The following is a 12,337-nucleotide window of genomic DNA, read 5'->3' on the forward strand; positions in this document are numbered from 1 at the left end:
ATATGGCGCGTGAGAAAGTGATCGAGGAGGACGATGACGGTTCGGGGCCGCCCCGGGACTATGGGGCATTGCGGGCCATGGTCATCGAGCGCTGCGAAGATTTGCCACGGCGGCTGACGCAGGTCGCCCGATACGCTCTCGACAATCCCGATGACGTCGCGTTCGGCACCGCGGCGTCGATCGCCGCCAAGGCCGAGGTGCAGCCGTCCACGCTCGTGCGCTTTTCTCAGGCGCTCGGCTATCAGGGCTTTTCCGATCTTCAGGATGTTTTCCGCTCGCGTCTGCGCGATCAGGTGATCGGCTATGACGAGCGCATGGCGCAGTTGCGCCAGCACGGCGGAAACGCCTCTCGTGTCTCGATGATACTAGAGGGCTTTGCCGAGGCATCGCTCCGCTCGCTTTCAATGCTGCGCAGCCGGCACGACGAGACTGTCATGGAAGGGGCGCTCGACGTGCTCGAGAACGCCGAGACCATCTATCTCATCGGGCTGCGGCGTTCGTTTCCGGTTGCATCCTATATGGCCTATGCACTGGGAAAGCTGGGCATCAAGACGGTGCTCATCGATGCCGTCGGCGGACTTGCGGCCGAGCAGGCGCGGTTCGTCACCGCCAATGATGCTGCCCTTGCCATCTCGTTTACATCCTATGCGAGCGAGACGGTGGCGTTGACGCGGCAGGTGCGCGAAAGAGGCGCCCGTGTCGTCGCGATCACGGATTCGCCTTTTTCCCCCCTGGCGGGGCTATCGGAGGTCTGGCTCGAACTGGCCGAGGCCGATTTCGAGGGCTTCCGGACGCTTAACGCAACCATGACCCTGGCGATGGCGCTCTCGGTCGCCCTTGCCGATCGCCGCAAGGCCGGAAGTGGAAAATAGGGCAGGGCGAGCGTATCCCGCCGACCCCCTCAATCCACCCGCACAGCCTGTCCGGTCCTGAGGCTTTCGCTTGCCGCTTCCGCGAGCTTTTGCGCCATGAGCCCGTCATGTCCCGATGCGCGGGGTGCCTCGCCCTTTTCCAGAAAGTCGAGGAACTTGTGAATTTCGGCGGTATAGGCCGCCTGATAGCGCTCGACGAACGAGAAGGGGATCATGTCCTCGGTCCAGCCGCGCTCATCGGCCAGTTCCACCGTTGTGTTGTGGATGTTGGCGGCGCGCAGCATCCCCTTTGAACCGTGCACCTCGATGCGCTGGTCATGACCATAGGTGGCGCGGCGCGAATTGGTGATGACGACGATCTTGCCCGATGCGGTCTGCATGTGGACCGCGGCGGTATCGATATCGCCGGCCTTGCCGATGGCGGGATCGGTCATGACGCCGCCCAACGCGTGGACCGTTTCGACTTCGTCGCCGCCCAGAAGAAACCGGGCCATGTCGAAATCATGGATCATCATGTCGCGATAAAGCCCGCCCGAGCGCTCGATGTAGGACACCGGGGGCGCGGAAGGATCGCGGCAAATAATCGTGATGATCTCGGGATCGCCGATCTCTCCGGCGCGCAGCCGCTTTTCGAGGAATGCAAAGTTGGGATCGTAACGGCGGTGGAACCCGATCATCAAAGGCACGCTCGCTGCCTCCACCACCTTGAGGCAGTCTTCGATGCGGGGGACCGACAACGACACCGGCTTTTCGCAAAGGATCGCCTTGCCGGCGCGCGCCGCCTGTTCGATGAGGTCGGCATGGGTGTCGGTCGGCGTCGCGATCAGGATGGCGTCGACGTCCGGTGCGGCAATCACCTCTTCGACCGAGCCGGTCCTGGCGCCCACTGCATTGGCAAGGGCGTCGGCCGCCTCGGCCATTGCGTCGGCGATATAGCTCACGCTGGCCCGGCCCGATCCCGCAATGGCGCGCGCATGGACATTGCCGATGCGACCCGCGCCCAAAATTCCGAAACGCAGCATACAAATCCTCCATGAGGCAAACGTGGTTGAGGGGGGCTCCCTTGCCTTACGGCTGAAACCGCGCGCAGGCGATGCCCAGTGTGCACATTACTTCCATTTTAAACGATAAAGTGCAATCAATAAATGGAACAAACATTCTGGTTTGACATCATTTCAGAATTGTTGTTTCACTTATCGCAGCTGTGGCCAGGTGGGGCCTTCCTGGAATATTCAAGGAGATCATCAGAGCGATGAGTGCGCGCAGGGATCAGTTGGACGTCATCACGATTGGGCGCGCCTCGGTCGATCTTTATGGCCAGCAGATCGGGAGCCGCCTCGAGGATGTGGCCAGTTTTGCCAAATCGGTCGGGGGGTGTCCTGCCAATATCGCGATCGGCACGGCGCGTCTCGGCCTCCGTTCGGCCTGGTTGGGCAGGGTGGGTGCCGAGCAGTTCGGCAATTTCATCATCGAGCAGATGCGCCGTGAAGGCGCGTCGGTTGAGGGTATCGCCGTCGATAGCGAGCGCCTCACGGCCCTCGCCATTCTGGCGGTCGAGGACGACAAGAAGTTTCCACTGATCTTTTATCGCGAGAACTGCGCGGATATGGCGCTTGAAGAGAGCGACATAGACGAGGGTTTCATAGCGCGTTCGCGTTCGATTCTCGTCACGGGCACGCATTTTTCGCAGCCCAACACGGCAGCGGCTCAACACAAGGCGATAAAGATCGCGCGGGAAAACGGGCTCAAGGTCGTTTTCGACATCGATTACCGCCCCAATCTGTGGGGGCTGGCCGGTCACGCGGCGGGGGAGGAGCGCTACATCGCTTCCGCAAAGGTTTCGGAAAAGCTCAAGGCCGTCCTGCCCCATTGCGATCTGATCGTGGGCACCGAAGAGGAAGTGCTGATCGGCTCGGGCGAAAGCGATCTTCACGCCGCACTCCGGACAATCCGGAAATTGTCCCCGGCAACGATCGTCCTCAAGCGCGGTCCCATGGGGTGCACTGTCTATGACGGCGACATTCCCGGGGATCTTGAGGATGGCATCGTTGGCCGGGGTTTTCCGATCGAGGTCTACAACACGCTGGGGGCCGGGGATGCCTTCATGAGCGGGTTCCTGCGCGGATGGCTCAGGGACGAGCCGCTCGCGACCTGCGCGACTTGGGCCAACGCCTCCGGCGCTTTCGCGGTGTCCCGGCTTCTGTGCTCGTCGGAAATCCCCAGTTTCGAGGAACTGACCCATTTTCTCGAGCATGGCAGCACGGAATTTGCGCTCCGCAATGATGAGGCGCTTAACCACATCCACTGGGCGACGACGGCGCGCCGCCGCGACCATCCGAAATTGATGGCGCTGGCCATCGATCATCGCCTGCAGCTCGAAATGCTCGCCGACCGGCTTGGGGTGGCCCATGACAGGATCGGTGAGTTCAAGGCGCTCGCCGTCGAAGCTGCCGCGCGCGTGGCCGATGGCCGGCCGGGCTTTGGGGTACTGATCGACGACAAGCACGGGCGCGATGCGCTGTTTGCGGCCTCAAGGCACGAGCACCTGTGGATTGGCAAGCCGGTGGAACTGCCCGGGTCGCGGCCGCTGCGTTTCGAGTTCACGCAGGATATGGGGTCGCGGCTGGTCGAATGGCCGGTCGATCATTGCATCAAATGCCTTGCCTTTTATCATCCTGACGATCCGGAAGATCTGCGCAAGGAGCAGACCGAAAAGCTGCGTGGCCTTTACGATGCGGCGCGCAAGATCGGTCGTGAGCTGCTGGTCGAAATCATCGCGGGAAAAAATGGGCCCCTCGATGACGACACCCTGCCACGCGCCCTCGAAGCGCTCTACAAGGCCGGGATCAAACCCGATTGGTGGAAACTCGAACCGCAGGCCAGCCCTTCCGCCTGGGCGCGGATCGATGAAACCATCGAGAGCAACGACCCTTATTGCCGTGGCGTGGTTCTGCTTGGACTGGAAGCCTCGAGAGAGGAACTCGAAGCCGCTTTCGCGGCGGCCCGAAGCTCGCGCTCGGTCAGGGGCTTTGCCGTTGGCCGTACCATCTTTGCGAGCGCAGCCGAACAATGGCTTGGTGGCGCGATGAGCGATGCCGATGCGGTAAACGACATGGCCGAGCGCTTCGGCGTGCTGGTTGGCGCATGGGAGGCGCGTGACGGTTGGACATGAAGGCGTATAGTGGAACGACGAGCCCAATCCCTTGTCACGAGGAAAGGACGCCGCGATGACTGAAACGATCAGACTGACCATGGCCCAGGCCGTCGCGCGGTTTCTTGCAGCACAGGATACCCGGATAGATGGCGAGACGGTCCCGCTTTTTGGGGGCGTCTGGGCGATTTTCGGACATGGCAATGTCGCGGGCATGGGCGAGGCGCTTTATGCCGTCCGCGACGTGCTGCCCACCTATCGCGCGCATAACGAGCAGGGCATGGCCCATGCGGCCATTGCCTTCGCCAAGGCGAGCTTCCGGCGCCGGATGATGGCCTGCACGACTTCCATCGGTCCCGGCGCGACCAATATGGTGACCGCTGCCGCGCTGGCCCATGTCAATCGCCTGCCGGTATTGTTTCTACCCGGCGACGTCTTTGCCAACCGCCGCCCGGATCCCGTGCTGCAGCAGGTCGAAGACTTTGCGGATGGCACGGTGTCTGCCAACGACGCATTCAGACCGGTTTCGCGCTATTTTGATCGTATCACCCGGCCCGAACAGATCATTCCCGCGCTGCGCCGCGCGATGCAGGTGCTCACCGACCCGGCCGAGAGTGGCCCGGTTACCCTGGCGCTTTGCCAGGATACGCAGGCCGAGGCCTATGACTATCCCGTCTCGTTCTTTGCGAGAACTCTTTGGAGCCCGCGCCGGGTGCGCCCCGATGAAGACGAACTTGCAACGGCTGCGGAGGCCATTCGTTCGGCGCAAAAGCCGGTGCTCATCGCGGGCGGCGGCGTACTCTATTCGCAGGCCTATGACACACTGCGCCAGTTTGTCGAGGCGCATGGCATCCCTGTGCTCGAAACGCAGGCGGGGAAATCCGCGCTGCCCCATTCCCACCCGCTCAATATGGGGTCGGTCGGGGTGACGGGCACCAGCGCCTCGAACCGGCTCGCCGAGGAGGCGGACCTCGTTCTTGCGGTCGGTACGCGACTGCAGGACTTCACCACCGGCTCGTGGGCCTTGTTCAGAAACGACGAGGTCAGGTTCGTCGCCCTCAACGTCGTGGGGGCGGATGCGGCCAAGCATAATGCGCTGCCGCTCGTCGCGGATGCAAAAGCAGGTCTTGTCGCCCTTGATGCTGCGCTCGAAGGCTGGCGCGCACCTCAAAGCTGGCGAGCGGCTGCATCTGCTGGCAAGTCTGACTGGATGGTCGAGGCTGCAAAGGCGACGGCGGCGACCAATGCCGAACTGCCTTCCGATGCACAGGTGATCGGCGCCGTGCAGCGCGCGATTGGCGATGCGGTCGTCGTATGTGCGGCAGGAGGGCTTCCCGGCGAGTTGCATAAGCTCTGGCAGGCGGAAAAGCCCGGAAACTACCATCTGGAATATGGGTACTCGTGCATGGGCTACGAGATTGCCGGCGGTCTGGGAGTCAAGCTGGCGCGGCCCGGAGACGAGGTTGTCGTCATGGTCGGAGACGGCAGTTACATGATGCTCAACTCCGAGCTCTCCACGGCCGTGATGATGGGCCAGAAGCTCACCGTTGTCCTGCTGGACAACCGAGGCTATGGCTGCATCAACCGCCTGCAGATGGGCACCGGTGGTGCCAACTTCAACAATTTGCTCAAGGATACGCATCACGAGATCATGCCCGATATCGATTTCGTCCTGCATGCGCGATCCATGGGCGCCCATACCGAAAAGGTGGCCGGTATCGCCGAATTGGAAACCGCGCTGGCCGCGGCCCGCGAGCGCGTGCAAACCAGCGTGATCGTCATCGATACGGACCCGCTGGTCACCACGGAAGCGGGTGGGCACTGGTGGGATGTGGCGGTTCCGGAGGTTTCGGACCGGCCCGAAGTGCGCGCCAGGCGGGCCGAATACGAAGACATGCTCAAGGCGCAGAAAATCGGATAGATCATCTGTGAATGATTTTCGCGCGCAAGCCTTTCCACTCAGACACAGGAATGAAGCATAAATGATCCGGATCGGCGCAAATCCAATCGGATGGTCTAATGATGACATGATCGAGATCGGCGGCGATACCCCGCTCGAAACCTGTCTGGCCGAAGCGCGGCAGGCCGGTTTCACCGGCATGGAACTGGGCAACAAGTTCCCGCGCCAGGCCGACGCCTTGCGCCCCATCCTCGAAGCTTATGGGCACAGCCTCGTTTCGGGATGGTATTCCTCCGAACTTTTGCTTCGGGATGAAAACGCCGAGATTTTAGCAGCCGACTCCCATGCGAGCCTGCTACGCGATCTCGGCTGCAAGGTGATGATCGTGTGCGAGACGTCGAATGCGATCCACGGGCAGATGGATACACCGCTCTCCGCCCGCCCCATCCTGCCACACGATGTTTGGGCGCGCTTCGGGATGCGGCTGACCGCCTTTGCAAACAGGCTCAAGCAGCAATACGGGCTGACGCTGGTCTATCACCATCATATGGGATCGATCGTGCAGACCGAGGCCGAGATCGATCGGCTGATGGCCTCGACCGGCGATGCCGTGCACCTGCTGCTCGATACGGGGCATGTGGCATGGGGCGGCGGAAACCCCGCGCGCGTTGCCCGCAATCACCGGCGGCGCATCGCCCACGTACATACCAAAGACGTTCGTGCCGACATTATGCTGCAATCCAATTCCGGGGATTGGAGCTTCCTCAAATCGGTTCTGGCAGGCGTCTATACAGTGCCCGGCGACGGCCATGTCGATTTCCCCGCCGTATTCGCGGAACTGGAAGGCTATGAAGGTTGGTTCGTCGTGGAAGCGGAGCAGGACCCTCAAAAGGCCCACCCCCTCACTTATGCCACCAAGGGATACGACTATCTGAACAGGACCCTCACGGCGGCCGGCTTCACAATCGAACGGTAGGAAGACCCATGTCCAGATTGCTCGTCAAACCTCAGGGCGAAACCGGCACCGTCATCGCGGTGACGCCGCAAAGCGCCGGATGGACCTATGTGGGATTCGAGGTGCAGAAGCTAAGGGCCGGTGAAAGCACGAAGGCTGCGACCGGGGATCGGGAAGTCTGCCTCGTTCTGGTATCGGGCACGGCGGAGATTTCTGCGGGCGGCGAACAGTTTGGCCGGGTCGGCGAGAGAATGAGCCCCTTCGAGGGCAAGCCCGCTGCGGTTTATGTGCCGGGACAGTCCGATTGGGCGGTAACGGCCGTCACCGATATCGAGCTTGCGATCTGCTCTGCGCCTGCCCTTTCCCAAAAAAAGGTCAAGCTGATTGCGCCGGAGACGATGAGCCAGGAAACACGCGGCAAGGGCACCAATGTGCGCCATGTCACCAACATTCTGCCCGAGACGGACCCGACGGCGGATGCCCTGCTCGTTGTCGAGGTCATCACGCCCGGCGGGCATACCTCCTCGTACCCCCCGCACAAGCACGATCAGGACGATCTCCCGAACGAATCCTATCTCGAGGAAACCTATTATCATCGGCTCAATCCCCCGCAGGGCTATGGCTTTCAGCGGGTCTATACCGATGACAGGTCGCTCGATGAGGTAATGCTGCTCGAGGACGGCGTCACTACTCTCGTTCCCAAGGGATACCACCCTTGCGCGGCGATCCATGGTTATGATCTCTACTATCTCAACGTTATGGCGGGCCCGAAGCGCACATGGAAATTCCACAACGAGAAAGCCCATGAATGGCTGCTCGGGTGAGCGCGCCTTCCAGGCGATGATGTAGTGGGAATAGGGCAGGTATCGGCCAAAGGCACCAATGTCATTCCGGGACCCGTTCCCGAAATCCAGCGCGATCCTTCAAAACGCGCCGCTCTGTGCCGGTTCAATCAAGACCTGAAATGATCTAGGTAAAATCGTTTCGCAACGGGGGGTCCCCGCTCGGTAATCCGTGCGGCGGCATCGCGCTTGAACACGACACTGAAATCGCCAGATCCCATCTTGGTCTTCTTGCCTCGGATCTGGGGAAGAAGGCGTCCAGAAATCCGGGGGCTACTCAAAACTCTACCGTTGAGGACCCTAATCTTGGAGCTTCATAAAGGCGTCGATGCCTGCTTGTGCGCAGATTCTGTCCTGATCGGGCGTGCCCGAACTCAGCCCGATTCCTCCCACGACTTCACCGGCGACGACGATCGGGAGCCCTCCAGCCACGACCATCAGTCGTCCCCCGAGTGCTGAATTAATCCCATAGGCAGGGTTGCCGGGCTGGCTGGCCTGACCATATTCATGGGTTGCCTTTTTGGCTGCGGCCGCCGTGTATGCCTTGTCGATGGCAATGGTGATGCTGGTGATCTTGCCGCCTATCATCCGCTCGAATGCAATAAGATTGCCCCCATCATCGGTGATGGCGATGCACATCGGCACGTCGATTTCGTTCGCTTTGTCCGCTGCGCCCTTCAGAAGGATACGGGCATCTTCGATATCAATGCGCCTAATGGTTTGCATGCGCTTTTCTCCTCGGGTTGGCTCGACGCGGAAATGAACACAGCTTGCCGTTCCCGCGCATATGTTTTCGCGAATGTTTCCACCATATGGAATTTCCGTCTCGGATTATGCGGTCCCGAACTCGCCACTGCCGACAGTTGGGCTTGCCGTGCATCGGTCGATGATACCCGCCCCATGGGGGTTGACCGGCTAACGGCGATTCCACCGGATGATCGGATTTTGCGCTCTCGCAACGACCGTTGCCAAAATGCCCGAGGAGAGGGGTATTCCTCAAGCGCCAGCCGCAACCTGTGGATAATCATACCAGGGCATGAGAGCATCTGTTGGCGTTCCTGCCTGTCTCCTCGGTCCGCCTCCATAGCGACTACTGTTGTCCCTTCATCGCTTAAGAGCTTGACAATCGAAAAATGTGATCACAGTATGAGATCAAGAATTAGAACCGTGTGTCGGATGGTGTTGTCCGGCTGGGAGCGCGGCGAGGGCAACACACAGTCGCTGACGCATCGGGAGGATGATATGCACAGCTCAAAAACAAAACGTCTCGTCACGCTTTTTTCCACGGCCGCGATGGTCGCCCTTATTGCCGGTGCTCCGGCGATTGCTGCCGATGACATCAATGTCCGGTTTAGCTGGAAGCTGAAGGGGGAATACGGGTTTTTCTACCACGGCCAGCAAGAAGGAGTTTATGAGGAGCGCGATCTCAACGTAAGCTTTGGTGAGGGTGCTGGTGCCCAGGCCGCGCTGGGTGCACTTCTGCAAGGCCAGGAAGACGTGGTCGTTCTTCCCGGTATCTTCGCCATTTCGGCTATCCAGCAGGGCATGCCGGTAAAGTTGGTGGCCCTGTATCAACCTGCGGCGCCGATTGTCCTGATTTCTCATGAGGATAATCCTGTCAACGTGCCGGCTGATCTGGAAGGGAAATCCATCGCTCACGCCGTGGGTGAAACGGGAACATCCTATCTCGATGCGTTCTGTCTGATGAACGACATCGACTGCGGTTCGATCAACAAGATTCAGATGGACGCCGGCTCGCGCGTGCCCCAGTTTATGCAAAAGCAGGTGGACGTGGTCAGCGTCTATCAAACTAACGACCTTCCCGTTCTCGTTGACAGGGTTGGTCACGAATTTCCCACCCTCGATCTTGCCGAGTATGGCCTTTCTGTACCCGGACTTGCAGCCGTGGTGAGCGATGATGCATTGGAAAACAATGCTGATGCATTGCATCGGTTCATCGAGGCAACAAATGAAGCGATCGAACTGACCAAAGCAGATCCTGACGCAGCCACGCAGTCCCTGATGTCCGTCTGGTCGGGCGGGCCCTCCGAGGCGGTCCAGCGTGAGCAGATCGTGGCCACCTCGGATTCAATCATCCAGATTGATGGCCATCCTTATGGCTGGATCGAGGAAGCTGCGATCGCCGACGCGCTGGAGCTTATTTCCAGCACGGATAACGTCGGGGAATTGAGAGCCTTGGACAATTTCTATTCCAACTCACTTCTTGCGGAGTAGCATGCATGGCCAGGGTTTCAGGTTTTTCAGGGAGTGTAGCGGTGCAGACCGAGCGGGGAAAAAACACCATAAAGGCTAAGCGCAAATTCAGGTTGCAGCAGTTGACCGAGCGGTTCTCCGCCCTGTTCCTTGCCGTGGCTTTGCTTGCGGTCTGGCAGATTGCGGTTCCCCTTTCAGGTCTGTCTGAATTCATACTGCCCACGCCTCTCGCGATTGCAACACGCATCGCCAATGAACTTCCTCTCCTGGCCAGTCATGGTTACATCACGCTTTTTGAAGTGTTGGCAGGCTTCGGAATGGGGGTTGCCATCGGCATCCCCCTCTCCCTTCTGATCTTCTATTCGCGCGCTTTCGAAAAGGCGGTCTATCCGCTGCTGGTCGCTCTTCAGACCATTCCGAAAGTTGCGCTGGCTCCCATCCTGGTTCTCTATCTGGGCTATGGCTGGGCGCCAAAGATCACTCTTGCCTTCTTGATTGCCCTTTTCCCCATTGTCATCTCGACGGTGGTGGGGCTGCAGTCGCTCGACAAGAATCTGGTAAACCTTGTGCGCTCGATGGGCGCGAACGAGATGCAGACCTTCTTCAAGGTCCGGCTTCCCGCGGCTCTGCCCAATATTTTCGGCGGGTTCAAGGTCGCGATCTCGCTGTCGGTTATCGGTGCGGTAATCGGCGAATATGTCGCCGCCGAGCGCGGATTGGGCTATCTTCAGCTTCAGGCGAACTCGCTGTTCGATACGACACTGAACTTTGCGAGCGTCGTTGCGATTTCAGCCTTGGGCGTGAGTCTTTATTTCATCCTCGATTTTATCGAGAGCAAGGTCGCCTATAAGCGGGATTCGGCAAAATGATCCCCAGCGCCTGTCGGAAATCTTTTGTTGAAGTTGAGAATGGGAGCATCCAATGAGCGCAGTTTCGCCTACAATCGGCGCCGAAGTTGATATCGCGCAGCTCACCAAGATCTATCACACCCGTGAGAGTGAGGATGTTCTGGCGCTCGATGCCATCGATCTCAAGATTGAGCGCGGAAGTTTCGTTGCGGTGGTCGGCCCGAGCGGCTGCGGCAAGAGTACATTGCTCTCGCTTTTGGCAGGTCTGACGCCCATATCGGATGGCCAGATCACCATCGACAGCGAGCGCGTTGCCAAACCCCATTCCAAGATCGGTGTGGTATTTCAGTCCGATCTGCTCCTCTACTGGCGAACGGTTATCGAAAACATTCTGTTGCCCATCGAAATCAAGGGTTTGGATGTCAAGAAATACGCGGCCAAAGCCGAAGAACTGCTCAAACAGGTCGGTCTTGCCGGTTTCGGGAAAAAATACCCCTCTGAGCTTTCGGGCGGCATGCGCCAGCGTGTTGCGATCTGCCGTGCTCTTATCCAGGAGCCGGGCCTGTTGCTTATGGACGAGCCCTTCGGCGCTTTGGATGCGTTGACCCGCGAGCAGATGATCATGGATCTGCAGACCATGTGGGTGCGCTTGGGCAATACGGTCCTGTTCATCACCCACGGTATCGATGAAGCGGTGTTTCTTGCAGACCGGGTGATTGTTATGTCACCGCGTCCTGGCCGGATCGATCTCGACCTCAAGGTCGACATGCCGCGTCCGCGGCAATGGAGTCGCGTCCACGAGGACCCGATCTTCCACGGATATGTGCGCCAGATCCGCGAGATTTTCGAGGCCAAGGGCATTCTGGTCGCCCATTAACGCACAGACCGAACCATCCAGGCAAACATCCAGCCGGCCACTCCATGGGTGGCTGTTCTGGAAGTGTGTGCCCAATTTTCAGGGGGCTTGATATGCAGATAGCCATCTTACGCGAGCCTGAACACGAGTCCCGCGTTGCGGCGACGCCGGAGAGCATCACCAAGCTGATCGGGCTTGGGGCTTTTGTGAGCGTCGAAAAGGGCGCGGGTGAAGGCTCGCGGATTCCCGATACGCTTTACAAGAACGCGGGGGCCGAGATTGCGGCGACGGCAGCGGCGGCGCTCAAGGGCGCGGACGTGGTGCTGGCGGTGCGGCGGCCTGACGCTGGGGCGCTGGCGGGTGTCAACAAGGGCGCGCTGGTTCTGGCGATCATGGACCCTTATGGCAACGAGGCCGCGCTCGGGGCACTGGCCAAGGCGGGGCTGCAAGCCTTTGCCATGGAACTGATGCCGCGCATCACGCGCGCGCAGGTGATGGACGTTTTGTCCTCGCAGGCCAACCTTGCGGGCTATCAGGCGGTGATCGATGCCGCCGGTGCGTTTGACCGGGCGCTGCCGATGATGATGACGGCGGCGGGCACGGTGCGCGCGGCCAAAGTGTTCGTGATGGGCGCTGGCGTTGCGGGGCTGCAGGCGATCGCCACCGCAAGGCGGCTGGGGGCTGCGGTTTCGGCCACCG

At 60.1% G+C, this 12,337-nt stretch carries 11 protein-coding genes; 9 read left to right on the forward strand and 2 right to left on the reverse strand.

The genetic code is table 11. The features are described 5' to 3' along the window. Nucleotides 1–2 precede the first annotated feature (2 nt). Nucleotides 3–872 (forward strand): MurR/RpiR family transcriptional regulator, encoded by an 870-nt coding sequence (locus tag DQG18_RS15020; RefSeq protein WP_116655065.1) that lies wholly within the window; start codon nucleotides 3–5, stop codon nucleotides 870–872. A 29-nt stretch (nucleotides 873–901) separates the two neighbouring features. On the opposite strand, the gene iolG is transcribed toward DQG18_RS15020, so the two are convergent. Next, nucleotides 902–1,894, reverse strand: a complete 993-nt coding sequence (gene iolG, locus DQG18_RS15025; RefSeq protein ID WP_116655066.1) for an inositol 2-dehydrogenase — start codon at nucleotides 1,892–1,894, stop codon at nucleotides 902–904. 230 nt (nucleotides 1,895–2,124) lie between these two features. Here iolG and DQG18_RS15030 point away from each other — a divergent pair, with 230 nt between their 5' ends. From DQG18_RS15030 to iolB, 4 genes are all read left to right on the forward strand, one after another. Next, nucleotides 2,125–4,044, forward strand: a complete 1,920-nt coding sequence (locus DQG18_RS15030; RefSeq protein WP_116655067.1) for a bifunctional 5-dehydro-2-deoxygluconokinase/5-dehydro-2-deoxyphosphogluconate aldolase — start codon at nucleotides 2,125–2,127, stop codon at nucleotides 4,042–4,044. 55 nt (nucleotides 4,045–4,099) lie between these two features. Next, the gene (gene iolD, locus DQG18_RS15035) at nucleotides 4,100–5,944 is read left to right on the forward strand and encodes a 3D-(3,5/4)-trihydroxycyclohexane-1,2-dione acylhydrolase (decyclizing) (RefSeq protein ID WP_116655068.1); all 1,845 of its coding nucleotides are present in this window, start codon (nucleotides 4,100–4,102) and stop codon (nucleotides 5,942–5,944) included. A 61-nt stretch (nucleotides 5,945–6,005) separates the two neighbouring features. Beyond that, nucleotides 6,006–6,899, forward strand: coding sequence for a myo-inosose-2 dehydratase (gene iolE / locus DQG18_RS15040; protein WP_116655069.1), 894 nt, complete (start codon nucleotides 6,006–6,008; stop codon nucleotides 6,897–6,899). An 8-nt stretch (nucleotides 6,900–6,907) separates the two neighbouring features. Next, entirely contained in the window at nucleotides 6,908–7,702 is a 795-nt protein-coding gene (iolB, locus tag DQG18_RS15045) for a 5-deoxy-glucuronate isomerase (RefSeq protein ID WP_116655070.1), read from the forward strand. 318 nt (nucleotides 7,703–8,020) lie between these two features. Here iolB and DQG18_RS15050 read toward each other — a convergent pair whose 3' ends face one another. After that, entirely contained in the window at nucleotides 8,021–8,446 is a 426-nt protein-coding gene (locus tag DQG18_RS15050) for a GlcG/HbpS family heme-binding protein (RefSeq protein WP_116655071.1), read from the reverse strand. Between the two features lie 450 nt (nucleotides 8,447–8,896). Here DQG18_RS15050 and DQG18_RS15055 point away from each other — a divergent pair, with 450 nt between their 5' ends. From DQG18_RS15055 to DQG18_RS15070, 4 genes are all read left to right on the forward strand, one after another. Next, nucleotides 8,897–9,955 carry an ABC transporter substrate-binding protein gene (locus DQG18_RS15055; RefSeq protein WP_245958495.1) on the forward strand — a complete coding sequence of 353 codons (1,059 nt, stop codon included), beginning with the start codon at nucleotides 8,897–8,899 and terminating at the stop codon, nucleotides 9,953–9,955. Nucleotides 9,956–9,960: 5 nt separating this feature from the next. Further along, complete coding sequence (locus DQG18_RS15060; RefSeq protein ID WP_116655072.1) at nucleotides 9,961–10,803, forward strand: ABC transporter permease; 843 nt, start codon at nucleotides 9,961–9,963, stop codon at nucleotides 10,801–10,803. Nucleotides 10,804–10,855: 52 nt separating this feature from the next. Continuing rightward, the gene (locus tag DQG18_RS15065) at nucleotides 10,856–11,659 is read left to right on the forward strand and encodes an ABC transporter ATP-binding protein (protein ID WP_116655073.1); all 804 of its coding nucleotides are present in this window, start codon (nucleotides 10,856–10,858) and stop codon (nucleotides 11,657–11,659) included. Nucleotides 11,660–11,751: 92 nt separating this feature from the next. Beyond that, nucleotides 11,752–12,337 (forward strand): Rossmann-fold NAD(P)-binding domain-containing protein (locus tag DQG18_RS15070; RefSeq protein WP_484237538.1); only part of this gene is annotated, 586 nt, incomplete at its 3' end.

Origin of the sequence: Pelagibacterium sediminicola (assembly GCF_003390885.1) — a bacterium.
In the GTDB taxonomy this organism is placed as follows: Bacteria; Pseudomonadota; Alphaproteobacteria; order Rhizobiales; family Devosiaceae; genus Pelagibacterium; species Pelagibacterium sediminicola.